The sequence below is a fragment of the Pseudomonas sp. S36 genome (assembly GCF_016647875.1).
Taxonomy (GTDB): domain Bacteria; phylum Pseudomonadota; class Gammaproteobacteria; order Pseudomonadales; family Pseudomonadaceae; genus Aquipseudomonas; species Aquipseudomonas parafulva.
In genome coordinates, this window is sequence record NZ_JACVVG010000033.1 from 14,426 (window position 1) to 32,630 (window position 18,205).

General features: G+C 65.9%; 15 protein-coding genes. 11 read left to right on the forward strand and 4 right to left on the reverse strand.

Going from position 1 to position 18,205, the window contains the following annotated elements:
- Nucleotides 1-6: 6 nt before the first annotated feature.
- Entirely contained in the window at nt 7-1,362 is a 1,356-nt protein-coding gene (locus IAE36_RS17450; protein WP_028632408.1) for a class-II fumarase/aspartase family protein, read from the reverse strand.
- A 118-nt stretch (nt 1,363-1,480) separates the two neighbouring features.
- On the opposite strand from IAE36_RS17450, the gene IAE36_RS17455 reads away from it, so the two are divergent.
- From IAE36_RS17455 to IAE36_RS17465, 3 genes are all read left to right on the forward strand, one after another.
- Complete coding sequence (locus IAE36_RS17455; RefSeq protein ID WP_201162694.1) at nt 1,481-2,227, forward strand: GntR family transcriptional regulator; 747 nt, start codon at nt 1,481-1,483, stop codon at nt 2,225-2,227.
- Between the two features lie 18 nt (nt 2,228-2,245).
- Nucleotides 2,246-2,701, forward strand: a complete 456-nt coding sequence (gene soxR / locus IAE36_RS17460) for a redox-sensitive transcriptional activator SoxR (RefSeq protein ID WP_201213698.1) — start codon at nt 2,246-2,248, stop codon at nt 2,699-2,701.
- A gap of 113 nt (nt 2,702-2,814) precedes the next feature.
- Nucleotides 2,815-3,063 (forward strand): CsbD family protein, encoded by a 249-nt coding sequence (locus IAE36_RS17465; RefSeq protein ID WP_028632405.1) that lies wholly within the window; start codon nt 2,815-2,817, stop codon nt 3,061-3,063.
- 44 nt (nt 3,064-3,107) lie between these two features.
- Here IAE36_RS17465 and IAE36_RS17470 read toward each other — a convergent pair whose 3' ends face one another.
- From IAE36_RS17470 to IAE36_RS17480, 3 genes are all read right to left on the reverse strand, one after another.
- Complete coding sequence (locus IAE36_RS17470) at nt 3,108-3,380, reverse strand: PepSY domain-containing protein (RefSeq protein WP_201213701.1); 273 nt, start codon at nt 3,378-3,380, stop codon at nt 3,108-3,110.
- Between the two features lie 82 nt (nt 3,381-3,462).
- Nucleotides 3,463-4,689 (reverse strand): MFS transporter, encoded by a 1,227-nt coding sequence (locus tag IAE36_RS17475; RefSeq protein WP_201213703.1) that lies wholly within the window; start codon nt 4,687-4,689, stop codon nt 3,463-3,465.
- A gap of 171 nt (nt 4,690-4,860) precedes the next feature.
- Entirely contained in the window at nt 4,861-6,162 is a 1,302-nt protein-coding gene (locus IAE36_RS17480) for a T6SS phospholipase effector Tle1-like catalytic domain-containing protein (protein WP_201213705.1), read from the reverse strand.
- Between the two features lie 227 nt (nt 6,163-6,389).
- Here IAE36_RS17480 and IAE36_RS17485 point away from each other — a divergent pair, with 227 nt between their 5' ends.
- From IAE36_RS17485 to IAE36_RS17520, 8 genes are all read left to right on the forward strand, one after another.
- Nucleotides 6,390-7,349: an AAA family ATPase gene (locus tag IAE36_RS17485; protein WP_003247242.1), complete on the forward strand. Its 960-nt coding sequence runs from the start codon at nt 6,390-6,392 to the stop codon at nt 7,347-7,349.
- Between the two features lie 3 nt (nt 7,350-7,352).
- Nucleotides 7,353-8,297, forward strand: coding sequence for a DUF58 domain-containing protein (locus tag IAE36_RS17490; protein ID WP_201213707.1), 945 nt, complete (start codon nt 7,353-7,355; stop codon nt 8,295-8,297).
- Nucleotides 8,294-8,788 (forward strand): DUF4381 domain-containing protein, encoded by a 495-nt coding sequence (locus IAE36_RS17495; protein ID WP_060482136.1) that lies wholly within the window; start codon nt 8,294-8,296, stop codon nt 8,786-8,788. Before IAE36_RS17490 ends, IAE36_RS17495 begins: the two co-directional genes overlap by 4 nt.
- Nucleotides 8,781-9,857: a vWA domain-containing protein gene (locus tag IAE36_RS17500; RefSeq protein WP_060482135.1), complete on the forward strand. Its 1,077-nt coding sequence runs from the start codon at nt 8,781-8,783 to the stop codon at nt 9,855-9,857. Before IAE36_RS17495 ends, IAE36_RS17500 begins: the two co-directional genes overlap by 8 nt.
- Nucleotides 9,854-11,575, forward strand: a complete 1,722-nt coding sequence (locus IAE36_RS17505; protein WP_201213709.1) for a tetratricopeptide repeat protein — start codon at nt 9,854-9,856, stop codon at nt 11,573-11,575. Before IAE36_RS17500 ends, IAE36_RS17505 begins: the two co-directional genes overlap by 4 nt.
- Nucleotides 11,572-13,200 (forward strand): BatD family protein, encoded by a 1,629-nt coding sequence (locus IAE36_RS17510; RefSeq protein ID WP_201213710.1) that lies wholly within the window; start codon nt 11,572-11,574, stop codon nt 13,198-13,200. The genes IAE36_RS17505 and IAE36_RS17510 overlap by 4 nt, the downstream gene beginning before the upstream one ends.
- Nucleotides 13,201-13,322: 122 nt before the next feature.
- A complete protein-coding gene (locus tag IAE36_RS17515; RefSeq protein ID WP_060482133.1) occupies nt 13,323-14,561 on the forward strand; it encodes an exonuclease SbcCD subunit D C-terminal domain-containing protein in 1,239 nt (412 codons plus the stop codon).
- On the forward strand, nt 14,558-18,202 hold the full coding sequence (locus tag IAE36_RS17520; protein WP_201213712.1) for an AAA family ATPase: 3,645 nt from the start codon (nt 14,558-14,560) through the stop codon (nt 18,200-18,202). The genes IAE36_RS17515 and IAE36_RS17520 overlap by 4 nt, the downstream gene beginning before the upstream one ends.
- Nucleotides 18,203-18,205 lie beyond the last annotated feature (3 nt).

Here is an 18,205-nt window from a genome sequence, read left to right on the forward strand (position 1 = left end):
GGGCTTTCAGCGGGGTACGGCAGCTGGCCAGGCCAGTGCCTGGTCGACCATCTGTGGCGCCAGGCCCAGGTAGTTGCCCGGGTCGCACAGGTGCTCCAGCGTTGCCAGGTCCAGGCGCGCAGTCGCTTCACCCTGGGCCTTGAGGGCTTCCAGCAGGCTGATGCCCTGGTCGTTGGCCAGGCGGCAGGCGGCATACACCACGTCATGCGCCACCTGGCGGCCCAAGGCCGGGGCAAGCCCCATCATCACGGCTTCGGCAACGATAAGGCCCTGGGTCATGTCCAGGTTCTTGCGCATGCGCTCGGTGCGCACGTCCAGCCCGGCCAGCATGAACCGCGCCTGGCCCAGGGAGGCTGCGGTCAGCGCGAACGCTTCGGGGATGGCGATCCATTCGGCCTGCCATGGGCCGGTGGAGCGCTCGAAATCCTGGATCATGGCATCGAGCATCAGGCCGGCCTGCTGGCGCACGCCCTTGGCCGCGGCGTACATCAGCTCGCAGGAGATGGGGTTGCGCTTCTGCGGCATGGTGCTGCTGGCGCCGCGGCCCTTGACGAACGGCTCGTAGGCTTCGCCCAACTCGCTGGTCATCATCATCATGATGTCCAGCGCCACCTTGCCCAGCGAGGCGCTGACCAGGCCGAGGAAGTTCAGCGCCTCGGCCAGCCCGTCGCGCGCCACGTGCCAGGTAGCCTGCGGTATGCCCAGGCCCAGTTCGTCCATCAGCGCGGCCTGCACCTCCAGGCCTTTGTCACCCAGCGAAGCCAGGGTACCGGCGGCACCGGCAAACTGCCCCACTTCTACCCGTGGGCGCAGTTGCACCAGGCGCTCGGCATGGCGGTCAAACATGCTCAGCCACACGGCACACTTGTAGCCAAAGGTGATGGGCAGCGCGTGCTGCAGGTGCGTGCGGCCGGCCATCGGCGTGTCACGGTAACGCTGCGCCAGCTCCGCCAGCAGGCCGCGCACGGCCTGGATATCCCGGCCGACGATGGCCAGTGCAGCGCGTACTTGCAGCACCACGGCGGTGTCCATGATGTCCTGCGTGGTGGCGCCCCAGTGCACGTAGCGGCCAGCCTCGCCACACAGCTTGGACAGCTGCTCCACCAACGGCAGGATCGGGTAGCCGACAATCTCCGTTTCATGCTGCATCAGCGCCAGGTCCAGGTCTTCGTAGCGCGACAGCCGGGCGATCTGGGCGGCCGCTTCGGCAGGCACCACACCGCAGCGCGCCTGGGCCTTGGCCAGGGCTACCTCCACTTCGATGTACCGCTCGATCAGCGATTTGTCTGAGAACACGGCACGCATTTCGGCAGTGCCGAACATGTCGCGGAACAGGGTGGAGTCGAAAACAGTGGTGGACATGGGCTGGAATCCTGAAATGTTATTTTTTGACCGTACATATATGTAATGTACGTACATAATTCTTGCCTCGTCGCTGTTACACTGTCAACCGACGAAATTTGCGAGACAGACCAAAGGTATGAACAAGGCGCGCTATGCCATCGTGGCCAAGGACTTGATGGAGGCCATTGCCAGCGGCCGCTACCCGGTGGGCGGCTTGCTGCCCACCGAGTTCGAGCTGTGCGAGCTGTACAGCGTGAGCCGCCACACGGTGCGGGCGGCGATTGACCAGTTGCTAGGCCAGGGCATGGTGTCGCGGCGCAAGCGCGTGGGTACCCGGGTCGAGGCCAGCAGCCCGCGTGGTGGTTACTCCCACTCGCTGGCCAGCATTGCCGACCTCGCCCACCTTGCCGAGACCCAGCAGCGGGAAATCCAGAACGTGCGTCACTTTGTGGCGGACCTGAGCGAGGCGGCACGGCTGGGCCTGGTGCCGGGCGAGCATTACTTCTGTGTGTCCAGCATCCGTGTAGACCACCAGCAGAATGCCGCGCCGCTGTGCTGGACGGATGTGTATGCACAACGGGACTACGAACAGGTCATCGAGAAGGCTCAGGCAAACCCCGATCAGCTGATTGCAGGGCTCATCGAGCAGCACTATGGCCGGGTGATCGCGGTGGTGGACCAGCAGGTACGGGCTGTGGTGCTCAGCGCCGAGGTGGCCCGTGCCCTGAAAGCCGAGGTTGGGGCGCCCGGGCTTGAGATCATCCGCCACTACCGTGAAGAAAACGGTGATTTGATGGCAGTTTCCGAAACGGTCCACCCTGCCGACCGTTTTAGCCTGGTGACGCAGATGCGCCGGGACCGTTCCCCCTCACCTGCCCCCTGACCCCTGGAGAAACGACGCATGGCAGCGGACAAAACCCGGATGCTGACGGTGGGCGAAGTGGCCAGGCGCAGCGGCGTGGCCGTGTCGGCGTTGCACTTCTACGAAAGCAAAGGCTTGATCGCCAGCACCCGCACGGCTGGCAACCAGCGCCGCTACCCGTCCCTGGTGCTGCGCACGCTGGCAATCATCAAAGTGGCCCAACGTACCGGCATCGCCCTGGAAGAAATCAAGCGCGCCCTGGGGCGCTATCCGCCCAACAGCAAGCTCACGGCCGCCCAGTGGGGTGAAATGTCCAGCGCCTGGCGCGAAGACCTGAACAGCCGCATTCGCATGCTGGAGGCCTTGCGCGACAACCTCGACAACTGCATAGGCTGCGGCTGCCTGTCACTGGATGAATGCCCGCTGCGTAACCCGCAGGACGTACTGGGCCAGGAAGGCAGCGGGGCGCGCCTGCTGGAAGACAAGGCACGCTGACGGCGCGATGACCAAGGCTGCACCGATTACGCTGAGTTTGAACCATTCCACACCCTGGGCGCCCTAACCTTGTGCTGTTAACCCATGCCGTTCAGAGAAAGGATGACCAAACCATGAAGCGCGAACAGATCGAAGGTGTAGCAGAGAATCTTGCGGGCAAGGCACAGAGCGCTGTGGGCCGGCTGGTAGATGACCCGGCACTGGAAGCCGAAGGCGAAGGCCGCCAGGCGGCAGGCCAGGTGACCAAGAGCTACGGCGATGCCGTGGATTGCGTGTCGACCTTCGTCAAGGAAAAACCCATTGCCGCACTGGCAATTACCGCAGCCATCACCCTGGTGGTGTCGCGCCTGCTGCGCCGCTGATCGAACGCACCAGGCCCGCACGACTGCGCGGGCCTGGCACTTGATCAGTCGTCCAACTCATCCTTGACGATGCGCCCATCGCGAGGGTCGACCTTGAATTCATACTGCTTGCCATCGGCCTTGATGCCCTCACCTTCCCAGTGACCATCGTCTGCCTCGATCTTGGTGATCTGGGTGTAGCCAGCACCTTTCAAGGCAGCCTCGGCCTGGTCCTTGTTCACTTTCCAGTCAGCGCCAGGCTGGTCGGCCCAGGCCGAAGCGGCGCTCAGGGTGCCAATCAGGGCAAGGCCAGTGAACAATTGCTTGATCGCTTTCATGACGCACATCCTTATCGAGTGGTGTAAGGATGCGACCGGGCAGCATTGCGCAACGTTCAGTTGGATGGGGCTGGCACTTCGATCAGCCAGGCTGCCCAGCCAACTCATTGCTGACACCACGCCCCAATACCAGCACGGTCACAAAGCCGCACCCTGCAAGGGCAGTGGCCATGCTCAGCAATACGCCGGTGCCCAGGTGGTCGACCACCTGACCGCCAAAGAACGACCCCACCGCGATAATCACCTGGAACATGGCCACGAACAGCGGCATGCCCCGCTCCACATCCTTGGGCGCTACCACGAACATCCAGATGTTGGCGCACGCGGGGAACGCGCCGAAGGCGAAGCCCCACAGGGCAATCAGCATCGCCGCACCGCTCATGCCGGTGGCGAAGTGCGGGAACAACGCGGTGCTCAGCGCAATCAGCAGCGCTACCAGCAACAGGCTGTGGCGCACGCTTCGGTTGGCAGCGAACCCTGCAAAGATATTGCCCATGAAGCCGGCCACCCCGTAGAGCAGCAACAGTGAACCGATCGTGGGCCCATCGAAGCCCGCACTTTGCTTGAAGAACGGCGCTACGTAGGTATAGGCGGCAAAGTGCGCCATGCCTATCAGCAGCACCGCAATAAGGCCGACACGCGCCTGCGGGTTGATGAACAGCGCGGGCAAGTCACGCACGCGGATGGCCTGCTCCGGCATCAGCCGTGGCAGCAGGAACACCTGGGCCAACAGCACCGGCACGCCGACTAGTGCAGTGACCAGAAAGGTCATGCGCCAGCCCATCAAGCCACTCAGCCAGGTACCTACCGGTACGCCCACCACCGTGGCCAGTGTGACACCGGCCATGATGATCGAGTTGGCCTTGGCCACGCCCATGCCGTCAGGTGCCAGGCGGCCGCTCAGCGCGATGGCGGTTGCCCAGAAGCCGCCGATGCTCACGCCCAGCAGCACGCGGCCGAGCAGCAACAGGTGGAAGTTGCCGGCGAAGGCCACTATCGCGTTGGCCAGGATCATCACCAGCGTCAGGCCGATCAGCAGGTAACGACGGTCCAGCCCGCCGACCCCTACGGAAATGGCCGGTGCCGCCAGGGCGGCCATGATACCGGGCAAGGTCACCATCAGCCCGGCAAGGCCGGCACTGATGCCCAGGTCGTTGGCCACATCGTTGAGCACCCCCACCGGCAGGAATTCACTGGTCACCAGGGCGAATGCGCCAACGGCGACCGAAAGAATCGCCAACCACTGCTGGGTCAGGCTCTGTTGATTGTGCTCGGGCAGACCGCGAGGGGCCGGGCTGGCGCTTGGCATTGGGCAAAATTCCATTACAGGGCGCCTGGAACAGGCGCAAGGCGGGTGACATCAGGGGGGTGATTGTAAAGGGCTGGGTGGCAGAGCCGGAGGCACGCCAGTCGATAGTATTCATCAACGTGATCGATAGGTGGCGCCAACCCCGGCGCTCAGCCGCGCCCCGAACAGCCGCTAGACCGGGTTGGCAAGGATTACCCGGCCCGCCGCCGCGGGCCGGTTGATGAACAGCGCGTCGAGTGCACTGCTGCGCAGCCCTTTGAGGGCATTCCAGTGCGCCGATGTATGCACGTAGCGGGCTTGCAGCAGGCGCGCTTCGGCGGCGTCCAGCCCCAGCTGCTTCTGTTCGCCCAACGCGTAAGCATGCAGTTTGCGGCTTATGGCATGCAAGTCTTCAGGCACCTGGTGATGCGGGTCATTGCCCAGCGGCGCGAGGGGTACGCCGGCCCGCAGCGCCAATGCATGCATGATGCTCAGGTACACCCGCGACAGATGCCCCGCCACGTCTCGTGCCCGGCTCAGCGCCACATAGACCTGCTTCTGTTCCTCGCCCCGCGCGCCGCCAGGGACGGGGTGCTCCCAGGTCACCAGTTCCGGGGCCGGATCACCCAGTTTGCCAGCCAGGCCACCCTGCAAGGCGGCCACTTTGGCGTAGGCACCCGTGTGCTCGACACGCGTGGCCAACGGCACGTGCTGGGACTCGGGCTTGCACAGCAATACCTGCTCATGGGTCGTGTCCGGGTAGCCACCACCGATGTTCGAATGCACACCCGGCAACCGGATGTCGTGGCCACTGAGTACTAACGGGAAGTTATGCCGCTGCTCATCGGCAGCCACCAACTGCACCACCTGCCGGGCAATGCCGGCACTCAGGCCCAGGCGCAGGCCACCCAGGCGTTCATCAGCCGGGTCGAAGCCGCCTCGTAGCGGTGCGATGATGGCCGCCACCGTGTCGAACAGGCCGACGAAATTCACATTCACAGCGCAGTTCAGCGGTATCGCACCGCGATCATGCAACAGGTTGGCCAGGTGCCGCGCCGCTGCGGCGCCACGGCTGAAGCCAAACAGGTCGAACGCCACGCACTGCACGTTGGCGTGCGGGTGCTGCTGCCGCCACTGCGCCAACGCCCGGGCGATGTCGGCCAAGGTCTCCTCCACCCGCGCCTGCACCCCGCTACGGCCGCGGCCGGTTGCCGACGAATACGCATCGTCCGCCTCCCCGGCCTGGGTGCCGATACCGGCCACGTAAACTTTGAAGCACACTTGCAATGGTTCGCCCCGCAACGAATGCACCGGGTAGAGCGCGTGCAACAGGGCCACATTGGTCAGGGCGCTCTCGTAGCTCGCGCCCTTCCCGCCCTTGGGTGATGGCGCCAGCGCGTTGTGCTGGTTGTTACCCGTACCGTCGAAAAACACGCCAAAGCGCAGTGTGACTGGGCTGGTTGAGTCAAAGCTGGGGCTATCGGCCTTCATCATGGTCGCGCCTGCTCGCTGAAAAACACAAGCAAGCGCCGCCCGCCACCGCCCCACCATCAGCCAATGCCCCACCCTGGGCCGGACATTTCTGCAGTTGCCAGCGCACGGCCGCGGATAAATTTCCAAGCCGCCATTGGTCGCCGCCCCCCCGGATGGATTAAAGTATCAGCCCTTGCCAGGGCTGCTGCTATCAGCAGCCCGTGGCCCCCTACCAGGAACCGCCATCGATGGAACACCGTGAAGCGCTGATCGCGCTGCGCACCTTTCTCTCCACCCAGATCCTGGGCCAGGAAAAGCTGGTCGAGCGGCTGCTGATCGTCCTGCTCGCCGATGGCCACATGCTGGTAGAGGGCGCGCCGGGCCTGGCCAAGACCAAGGCCATCAAGGAACTGGCAGAGGGCATCGAGGCGCAGTTTCACCGCATCCAGTTCACCCCTGACCTGCTGCCGGCCGACATCACCGGCACAGAGATCTATCGCCCCGAAACCGGCAGCTTCGTGTTCCAGCAGGGGCCCATCTTCCATAACCTGGTGCTGGCCGACGAAATCAACCGGGCGCCGGCCAAGGTGCAGTCCGCCCTGCTCGAGGCCATGGCCGAGCGCCAGGTCAGCGTGGGCCGCAGCACCTACGACCTGTCGCCGCTGTTCCTGGTGATGGCCACGCAGAACCCGATCGAGCAGGAAGGCACCTACCCGCTGCCCGAAGCCCAGCTCGACCGGTTTCTGATGCACGTCAAGATCGGCTTCCCCGACGCTGCTGTAGAGCGCCGTATCCTGGCCCAGGCCCGCGGCGAAGCCCTGGGCGGCGAAACCAAGCCCGAGCGCCGGGTCAGCCAGCAGGCCATTTTTGCCGCACGCAAGGAAATCCTGGGCCTGTACATGGCTGATGCGGTGGAGGAGTACCTGGTGCAGCTGGTGATGGCCACCCGCACCCCGGCCAAGTTCGACACCGAGCTGGCCGACTGGATCGCCTACGGGGCCAGCCCGCGTGGCTCCATCTCCCTGGACCGCTGCGCCCGCGCCCACGCCTGGCTGGCCGGGCGTGACTTTGTCAGCCCCGAGGACATCCAGGCGGTGCTGTTCGATGTGCTGCGCCACCGCATCATCCTCTCGTTCGAGGCCGAGGCAGCGGGGATCGACCAGGACCGGGTGGTCCAGCGCATCCTCGACGTCGTCGCCGTCGCCTGACCCATGCCGCCCTCCCAGCTGGCCGAACCCGGCATCCGCATCGGCCTTGCCGAGCTGATCGACATGCGCCACCGCGTGCGCGAGATCCAGCTGTTTTCCAAGCCGGGCCAACGCAGCCCGCTGGTGGGCCTGCACCACTCCAAGCTGCGCGGGCGCGGCGTGGACTTCGACCAGGTGCGGGTCTACCAGGCAGGCGACGACGTGCGCAACATCGACTGGCGGGTTACCGCACGTACCCAGGAACCGCATACCAAACTGTTCCATGAGGAGCGCGAGCGGCCCATCTTCATTCTGGTCGAGCAAAGCCAACGGCTGTTCTTTGGCTCGGGGCTGATGTTCAAGTCGGTGCTGGCGGCTCAGGCAGCGGCACTGTTCGGTTGGGCGGCGCTGGGCCACAACGACCGGATCGGCGGCCTGGTGTTCGGCGACAACGACCCGCACGAAATCAAGCCCAGGCGCAGCAAGCAGAGCCTGCTGCAACTGCTCAACCGGCTGGCCAAGGTCAACCAGTCACTGCACACCGAGGGCGTTGCCCAGGCCGACAGCATGGGCCTGGCCCTGCGCCGTGCGCGCGAGGTGCTGCGCCCCGGCAGCCTGGCCATCGTGATCTGTGACGAGCGCTCGCTGACCCCTCAGTGCGAGCAGCACCTGGCCATGCTGTCGCGGCATTGCGATCTGCTGCTGATGCCGGTGTCAGACCCGCTCGACCATGCCCTGCCGGCCGCTGGCCTGCTGCGCTTTGCCCAGCGTGGCGCGCAACTGGAGCTCGACACCCTGGACGATGGCCTGCGCCTGGCCTACCGGCAGCAGGCAGAGGCCCGTATCGAACGCTGGGAGCTGATGGCGCAGAAGCTGCGGGTGCTGCTGATGCCGCTGAGCACCCAGAGCGAGATGATCGAGCAACTGCGTGAATACCTGAGCGCCCAACGCGGGGGGAGCAACCCGTGAACCCCCTGGACCAGTTGCAGCCACTGATCGCACCGGCCGCTGTAAGCCTGTGGCCACCGGCACCGGGCTGGTGGGTGTTGCTGGCGTTGCTGCCACTGACAGGCTGGGGCCTGTGGCGGGTGCGCCACTGGCGGCCGCGCAAGCGCCGCGTGGTGCGTGCCGAGCAACCCTTGGACCCGGCCCGTGTTGCCGCCCTCGACGAGCTGGCCCGCCTGGCGCGCCCTTACGACAACGCCCCGGCCGGTGCCTGGCTGCAGCAGCTCAATGCATTGCTCAAGCGCTTGTGCCGCAGCCACTACCCTTTCGCCAACAGTCATACGCTCAATGGCCGGCAATGGCTGGCGTTTCTCGACAACCGCTGCCCAGCGGCTGGCCTGACGCGCTGGATGGTGCTGGTAGAAGGCGCCTACAAGCCTGAGTGTCGGCTCGACGACAAGGCAATCGTCGGGCTCAGTCAGGCCGTCGAAACCTGGATCCGCAAACATGTTTGAGCTGGCCTGGCCGTGGGTCTTCGTGCTGTTGCCGCTGCCTTGGCTGGCACGGCTGCTGCTGCCGGCTGCCGACAGCGGCGAGCCGGTGCTGAAGGTGGGCTTCCTGCGCGAGCTGGAAGGCCTGGCCGGGCGCCGGGCGCGGCTGAACCTGCCCACCTGGCGCCACCAGGCACCCTTCATCATCATCTGGTCGCTGTTGCTGCTGGCGGCCGCACGCCCGCAATGGCTGGGCGAACCCGTGCCAGTGGCGGCCAGCGGTCGCGACTTGCTGGTAGCGGTGGACGTGTCGGGGTCGATGGACTTCCCCGACATGCAGTGGAAAAACGACGATATCAGCCGGCTGGACCTGGTGAAGGCGTTGATGGGCGACTTCTTGCAGGACCGCCGGGGCGATCGGGTTGGCCTGATCCTGTTTGGCAGCCAGGCGTACCTGCAAGCCCCGCTTACCTTCGACCGGCGCACCGTGCGCACCTTCCTTGACGAAGCGCAAATCGGCATCGCCGGCAAGAACACCGCGCTGGGCGACGCCATTGGCCTGGCGGTCAAGCGCCTGCGCCAGCGCCCCGCGCAAAGCCGGGTGCTGGTGCTGATCACCGACGGTGCCAACAACGGCGGGCAGATTCACCCGCTGACCGCTGCCCGGCTGGCCGCGCAGGAGGCCGTGCGTATCTACACCATCGGTATCGGTGCCAACCCGGACGCCACCGGCACGCCTGGCCTGCTCGGCCTCAACCCAAGCCTGGACCTGGATGAAGCCTCGCTGCGGGAAATCGCCGAGATTACCCACGGCGCGTATTTCCGCGCCCACGATGGCGCCGAGCTGAGCGCCATCGGCGATACCCTTGACCGCTTGGAACCGGTGGCCCAGCAGCCCACCCAGGCGCGTACGGCCAAGGCCTTGTATGCCTGGCCACTGGCGTTGGCGCTGCTACTGAGCGTGCTGCTGGTGGTGGCAGTGCAATGGCCCGACAACCTGTTGCAACGCCAGTTACGCAAGCCGCGCTTCCTGCAGCCGCACCCCGAATGGCGCCAGCGCCTCAAGCGCCTGCGCCTGAGGAAACCACGATGATCGAACTCTGGCCGCAATGGTTGCGCCCCCTGTGGCTGTTGACCGTGCCTGTGCTGGCCTGGCTGCTGTTCAAGCTCTGGCACCGGCGCAAGCGCGCCGGGCGCTGGCAGATGATCCTGCCAGCGGCGTTCCATGGTGTGCTGCTGGGGGGTGGCAGTGGCAGCACCAGCAAGCTGCCATGGGTGGCCCTTGGCCTGGCCTGGACACTGGCGGTGCTGGCCCTGCTGGGCCCCAGTTGGCAACGCGTGGAAGAGAGCCGCCAGCGCCCCGCCGACCCGCTGGTGATCCTGCTGGAACTCACCCCGCAAATGCTCGCCGAGGACAGCCCGCCCAACCGCCTGGAGCAGGCTCGGCGCAAGGTGCTCGACCTGCTCGAGCACCGCCGCGACAGCCAGACTGCGCTGGTGGTCTATGCAGGTTCTGCGCACACCCTGGTGCCGCTGTCCGACGACCTGGCGACCACCCGCAACCTGCTTGAGGCCATCGACCCCTCGATCATGCCCAAGCCCGGCCAACGCGCTGACCTGGCCGTGCAGAAAGGCCTGGCATTACTGGCCCAGAGCGGCCTGGGCCAGGGGCGGCTGCTGTTGATCGGTTCGTCACTCAGCGCGGCAGAGCGCCAAGGTATCAGCCAGGCGCTGGGCCGCCAGGGGCCAAGCCTGCTGATGCTGGGGATTGGCAGCCGCGACGGCGCGCCCGTGCGGCAGGCCAACGGTGAGTATCTCAAGGACGATCAGGGGGGCATTCTGCTGCCCAGGCTGGACAACGCCGCGCTCAAGGGTTTTATCAGTGGTACCGGCGGGCGCTACCGGCATGCCCGTATCGACGACCTCGACCTGCGCGGCCTGGGGCTGTTCGACAACCCGCGTACGGCGCGCAACGAGGGGCAGACGTTGCAGTTGGACAGCTGGGCCGACCAGGGTTACTGGTTGCTCATCCCCCTGTTGCTGCTGGCGGCCTGCGCCGGGCGGCGCGGCTGGTTGTTCTGCCTGCCGTTGTTGCTGGCCGTGCCTCAGCCCAGCCACGCCTTCGAGTTCACCGACCTGTGGCTGCGGCCCGACCAGCAAGGCCAGCACCTGCTTGAGCAAAACCGCCCGGCCAGCGCCGCACGCCACTTCCAGAACCCGCAATGGCGCGGCATGGCGCTGTACCAGGCCGGTGACTATGCAGGGGCCGCCGAGGCATTTTCCCAGGGGGATACAGCTGCCGACCACTACAACCGCGGCAACGCCTTGGCACGCAGCGGTGAACTGGAAGCCGCCCTGGATGCCTATGAACAGGCACTGGACCGCCAGCCAGACTTGCAGGCAGCGCTGGCTAACCAGGCGCTGGTCGAGCAAATGCTGCAACAGCGCCAGGGCAAGGCCGAAGAACAGCCCGCCAGCGGCGAGGCCCAAGGCACGCCCGGCCGGGAAACCGACGGCAACAGCAGCTCGGCCAGCAGCCAGGCCGAGGGCACACCCGGCAACGACCCACAGGCAGGCGCAGACAACAGCGGGGACAGCAGCGACAATAGCCAGGCCAGCCCGGGCAACCAGGCCGGCGACGATGACAGCGTCGTCCAGCCCCCACAGCGCCCGGCATCCAATGCACTGGACGCCGAGCAGCGTCAGGCGTTGGAACAATGGCTGCGGGAAATCCCGGACAACCCGGCGCAGCTGCTGCGGCGCAAATTCTGGTATGAACAGCAATTGCATCAGGAAACCCCAACACAATGAGTCGCTACGGCGTCTTTCTCCTCAGTCTGCTGTGGGCCGTGCTGGCCCATGCCGAACCCTCGCTGACCGCCAGCGTCGACCGCAGCCGCCTGGAGGCCGGTGAAAGCCTTGAGCTGACGCTGGAAAGCCAGGATGTGACCGAGTTCGGCAAACCGGACCTGCGTGCCCTCGAGGGCGACTTCGACGTGCGCAGCACCCGCCAGCTCAACAGCCTGCACAGCCTGGACGGTGAAACCCGGGCCAGCACCCGCTGGATCATCACCCTGCTGCCGCGGCGCAGCGGCAGCCTGCGCATCCCGGCCCTGCAGCTGGGCCAGTCGTACAGCCAACCCATCGACCTGCAGGTGCTGCAAGCCGATGCCAGCCGCCAGGACAACGCCCAGGTATTCATCGAGGCCACGCTCGACGCCCCCGACGTGTACGTGCAGGCCCAAGCGGTGCTGACGCTGCGCATCTACCACTCCGTAGCCCTGTACGACGACAGCAGCCTCAGCCCGCTGCAACTGGACAACGCCAAGGTGGAACCGCTGGGTGAATCGCGCACCTACGAGAAGGAAATCAACGGCGTCAGGCACGGTGTGATCGAAACGCGCTACGCAGTGTACGCCCAGCAAAGCGGCACCCTGGCTATCCCGTCACTGACCTTCACCGCCACTGCAGCGGCCAGTAACGAAGAGGCGCAGCCAACCAGCGGTGCGCGCACTGGCCGCCAGGTGCAGGTCAGCTCGCTGCCTCTGCGCCTGAATGTGCGGGCCATCCCGCCCGGCTGGCCTGCTGACAAGCCCTGGCTGCCGGCGCGTGGCCTGAGCCTGGAAGAGCGCTGGAGCCCGGACCCCGGCAGCCAGCAGGTGCAGATTGGCGACTCGCTGACCCGCAACGTGACGCTGCGCGCCGAAGGGTTGTCCAGCACCCAACTGCCGCCCCTGCCGGCTACCGAAGCCCCTGGCCTGCGGCGCTACCCCGACCAGCCCCTGCTGCGCAACGAAGTCAGCGAGCGCGGCATGACGGCCACCCGGGAGGAGCGCGAAGCGCTAGTCCCCACCCACAGCGGCGCGCTGGCCCTGCCTGCGCTGGAAGTCACCTGGTGGAATACCCGCGAGGATCACCTGGAGCACAGCAGCCTGCCGGCGCGGGCGATCACCGTGCTGGACAACCCGGCACTTACCGCCGAAACGCCGGTTGGCGACAACCGCAGCGCCAGCAACCCGTCGTGGCCCTGGCAACTGGCAACGATGGTGTTCGCCCTCACCACCCTGCTGGGGTTTACCCTGTGGTGGCGCGCCCGGTCGCAGCCTGCCGTGCTGCGCACCGCGCAGGCAGGCCCCAGCCCGCGCACCTTGCTGGACGACCTCAAGCGCGCGTGCCTTGCCAACGACCCCCAGGCCACCCGCCAGGCCTTGGATGCATGGGCCCGCCAACAGCCAGAAACCCTGGCCGAGATGGCCGCGCGCTTCGTGCCCCTGTCGGACGCGCTGGATGGCCTGAATGGCGCGTTGTACAGTGAGAGCGGCCAGCATTGGCAGGGTGAAGACTTGTGGCGCGCAATCGGCACCATACCGCCAGCCGAACACGTGTTGTTGCCAACCACCGACACCGGCAGCCTCCCGCCCCTCTACCCCAAATAACGCCCCACGCTCTGCCACGGGGTACCTGGCATGGCAGCAGGTAGCTCGCGATGGGTTACCATACGCCCCACTCCCAAAGCCAAGCCCCAACGCTTGCTCGACTCGACACCAACAGGTCACCCATGCGTCTGTTTCACACCTCCGACTGGCACCTGGGCCAAAGCCTGCACGGCCAGGAACGCGACTTCGAACACGCCTGTTTCCTTGACTGGCTGCTCGGCCAACTCCAACTGCGTCAGCCCGACGCGCTGCTGATTGCCGGCGATATCTTCGACACCGTCAACCCGCCGGTCAAAGCCCAGGAGCGGCTGTACGACTTCATCGTCAATGCCCATGAGCAACAGCCCAAACTGGACATCGTGATGATCGCCGGCAACCACGATTCCGGCTCGCGCATCGAGCTGCCTGCGGCGCTGATGCGCCGCCTGCGTACCCACGCCCTGGGCCGCGTGCACTGGCTGGATGAAGGCCAGCTGGATGCCGAGCGGCTACTCATCCCGTTGACCAACAGCCGTGGCAAGGTCACGGCATGGTGCCTGGCCCTGCCCTTCCTGCGCCCGGCCGAAGTCACCGGCCTGCAATTGGGCGACGATTACCTGCAGGGCATCACCCAGGTGCACCAGCAGCTGATCGCCGCAGCCCAGGCCAGGCGCCGCAAGGATCAGGCGCTCATCGCCATCAGCCATGCGCACATGGCCGGCGGCGCGGTGTCGGAAGACTCCGAACGCAGCCTGATCATCGGCAATGCCGAAGCGCTGCCAGCCAGGCTGTTCGACAAAGCGATCAGCTACGTGGCGCTGGGCCATCTGCACAAACCACAAAAGGTCAACCGCGAAGACCGCATCCGCTACAGCGGCTCGCCCATCCCCTTGTCGTTTGCCGAGGTCAACTACCCCCATCAGGTGCTGGAAGTGGAGCTGGACGGTGCCGCGCTGGTCAGTGTGGAGCCGCGCCCGGTGCCACGTGCCGTGGCCTTGCAACGCCTGGGCCCGGCGCCGCTGGGCGAAGTGCTGGCGCAGTTGGCCGACCTGCCGGTCATCGACCTGCTGGATGACCCCAACCGCAAGCCCTGGCTTGAAGTGCGCGTTGTGCTGGACGAGCCGCAACCCGACCTGCGCCAGCAGATAGAGGCCGCGCTTGAAGGCAAGGCTGTGCGGCTGATCCGCATCGGCGTCGAATACGCCGGGCGCCACCAGGCCGATGACGACGAACAGGCCTTTGTCGAACTGGCCCAGATGACCCCGCACGACCTGTTTGGCCGCGCCTGGGAACAGGCCTACGGCCAGCCTGCCGACGAGCAGGCGCTGGCCGACTTCGCCCTGTTGCTGCAAGACGTGCTGCAGGAAGAGGAACAGCCATGAAAATTCTCGCCATTCGTTTGAAGAACCTCGCCTCGCTGGCAGGCCCCGTGGACATCGACTTCACGCGCGAACCTTTGGCCAGCGCCGGCCTGTTCGCCATCACCGGGCCAACCGGCGCCGGCAAGAGCACCTTGCTCGATGCCCTGTGCCTGGCGTTGTTCGGCACGGTGCCACGGCTGAACGACATTGGCCGTGAAGCCAAGGTGCCCGATACAGACGGTGAAATACCCACCTCCGACCCGCGCAACCTGCTGCGCCGGGGCACCGGTAGCGGCTTTGCAGAGGTTGACTTCGTCGGCATCGACGGGCGTCGCTACCGCGCCCGCTGGGAAGCCAACCGCGCCCGCGACAAGGCCAACGGCAAGTTGCAACTCAGCCGCCAGAGCTTCTACGACCTCGACAGCGAGCAGGTGCTGGCCAGCGCCAAGAATGAGTACAAAGCCTTGGTAGAGGCACGCCTGGGGTTGAATTTCGAGCAGTTCACCCGGGCGGTGATGCTGGCCCAAAGCGAATTCGGCGCCTTCCTCAAAGCCGACGACCGTGAGCGCAGCGAACTGCTGGAGAAGCTCACCAACACGGCTATTTATACTCGCCTGGGCCAACGCGCATTCAGCAAGGCACGCGAAGCTGGCGATGCCCATAATGCGCTGAAGGAGCGTGCCAGCCACCTCCTGCCTCTGGCTGCCGAAGCACGGGCAGCGCTCGACCAACACCTGCAGCAGGCGCAGCAACAGCTCAAGGCCGATCAGGCTGCCGAGCGGCAACTGGAACAGCAACGCACCTGGCTGCATGAGCAACAGCAGCTGCAAACGCAGTTGACTGAAGCCAGTAGCGCACTACAGGCCGCCGAGCAGCAGTGGCAGCAACTGGCCGATGCCCGGCTGGACCTGCAGCGCCTGCAACGCCTGGCCCCGCAACGCCATGCGTTCATCCGCCGGCAGGCCTTGAGCGCACAGGTGGCGTCGATGGCGTCGAAAATCGACCAGCAACAGCAGCAGGACGCGCAACTGCAGCGTGATGCCGCTGCACTCGAACAAACACTCGCCGCAGCAGCCAAGGCCTTGGTCGATAGCCAGGCCCATTACAGCGAAAGCACCCCGCGCTTGCGCCAGGCCTTTGCCGCCCAGGACACGGTGGCAAGGCTTGAACAAGAACTGGCAGCGCAGCATGCCGCCCAGCTGCAGGCCGACCAAGAAGTCACCCAGGGCCAGGCGCAAATTCAGCAACTGCAGGCCAACCAGCAGCGCAGCGAGCAGAACCTGGCGCAGATCGATACCGCGCTTTCCAGCAGCCAGCACCTGGCTGAGCTGGCACAAGCCTGGCAAGCCTACCTGCCCCAGTTGAAGCAAGTGATGCTGGTGGGGGGCCGGTTGGCCAAGGGCCGCGAAGAGCTGCCGGGGCTGCAGGCCCAGGCCAGCCAGGCCACCGCCCAGTGGCAGGCCAAGCGTGATGCGTTCGAACTGCTGTTCCGCGAAGCCAATGCCGAACCCCAAGCACTGGCCGAACAAGTGGACCTGTTGAGCGGCATGCTGCAGGACAACCGCAAACAGCACCGGGCCGTCGAGGAGCTGTCACGCCTGCATGCCCGCGAGCACGAGCTGCGCCAGCAACTGGACACCACCCGCCAGCGCCAGCAGCAGGCCATGCAGCAGCGCCAGCAACTGATTGCCCAAGGCACCGCCGCCAAGGCTGAACTGGACGCCGCGCAACAGGCGCTTACCCTGACCCGCCAATTGCTGGAGCGCCAGCGCCTGGCCCGTAACACCAGCGTCGAGGAACTGCGCAGCCAGTTGCACGAGGGCGAGCCGTGCCCCGTGTGTGGCAGCGCCGAGCACCCGTTCCACCAGCCCGACGCCTTGCTGCAGAGCCTGGACCTTAACGACCAGGCAGAGCAGCAAAACGCCCAGCAACAGGTCGATACCCTTGGCGCCCAACTGGTAGAGCTGCGCACCCAACTGGGCGTCATCAACGCCCAGCTCAAGGAGCTGCACCAGCAGCAACAGCAGCTGACCGAACACTTGCAGCCACTGCAGGCGCAGGTGCAGTCTCACAGCCTGTGGCACGCACTCGCCCCCCAGGACGATCAGGCCCGCGGCACCTGGCTCGACGGCCAACTGCGTCGCCTCACCGACGAGATTGACCGCGACGAAAAGCGCCAACGTGCCCTGCTCGCCCTGCAAAAGGATGCAGCGCAGCTGACCCAGCAGCTACACGCCGCTCAAGAAGCCCAGCAACAGGCACAGCGCCACCTGGCCGAGCAGCACCAGGCACTGGCCACTGACCAGCAGCAGCTGGAGCAAGGGCTGGGCGACCTGGCCAGCGTGCTGCCAACCAGCACTGTGAAGGCCCTGCAGGAAGACCCCGCCAATGCCTTCCTCGCCCTCGACCAGCAGATTGCCCAGCGCCTGGAGCAGGTCGAACGGCGCAAGGACGAACAGCAGGACCTGCAAACCCGTCAGGCCGAACTCGACAAGCTGAACGGCCAGCAGCAAACGCGCATTGTGAGCCTGCAGCAGCAACAGCAGAAACTCGCCAGCCTGGATGCGCAGCGCCAGCAAGCCCAGGCATCGCTGATTGAATTGCTAGCCTCCCACACCAGCGCTGAAGCCTGGCAGCAGCACATGGAAACCGCGGTGGAGCACGCCCGGGCGCTGGAGGCCGAAACCGCCCAGCGCCTGCAGGCCCTGCGCACACAAGGCGTGCAGCTGGCCAGCGAACTCGGCGCCAACACTCAACAGCACCAGGCCCTCGAGGCGGAAACCCAGGCGTTGCAAACGCAGGTCGAGCAGTGGCGCGGTGCCCATCCCGAGCTGGACGACAGCGGGCTGGAACGGCTACTGGGGATGGACGATGGGCAAGTCGATGCCTTGCGCACCCGTTTGCAGGCCTCTGAGAAGGCCGTTGAGCAGGGCCGTGTGCTCCAGCAGGAACGCCAACAGCGCCTGCAACAGCATGCCGCGCAGATGGCGGTGGACAGCTCTGCCGAGGCGCTTGAACAGGCCTTGAGCGACGTGCAACAGCGTTTGGCCAGCCACGAACAGCAGTGCGCCGAACTGCGCGGGCAACAGGCCGATGACCAACGCCGCCAAGAGGCCCACCAGGCGCTGGCCGGGCAGATCGAGCAGGCCCGCCAGCAGTGGCAACGCTGGGCCCGGCTCAGCAGCCTGATCGGCTCGGCGTCCGGCGACGTATTCCGCAAGATCGCCCAGGGCTACAACCTCGACCTGCTGCTGCACCATGCCAATGCCCAGCTACGCCAGTTGGCACGTCGCTACCGGCTCAAGCGTGGTGGCAGCGCGCTGGGCCTGCTGGTACTTGACACCGAGATGGGTGATGAGCTGCGCTCGGTGCATTCGCTGTCAGGCGGGGAAACGTTCCTGGTGTCGCTGGCCCTGGCCCTGGGGCTGGCGTCGATGGCGTCCAGCACCTTGCGTATCGAATCGCTGTTCATCGATGAGGGCTTTGGCAGCCTCGACCCTGAGTCCCTGCAACTGGCCATGGATGCCCTCGATGGCCTGCAGGCCCAAGGCCGCAAGGTGGCGGTCATTTCCCATGTGCAGGAAATGCACGAGCGCATCCCGGTGCAGATCCAGGTTCGCCGCCAAGGCAATGGCCTCAGCGACGTAGAAGTGTGCGGCTAACGG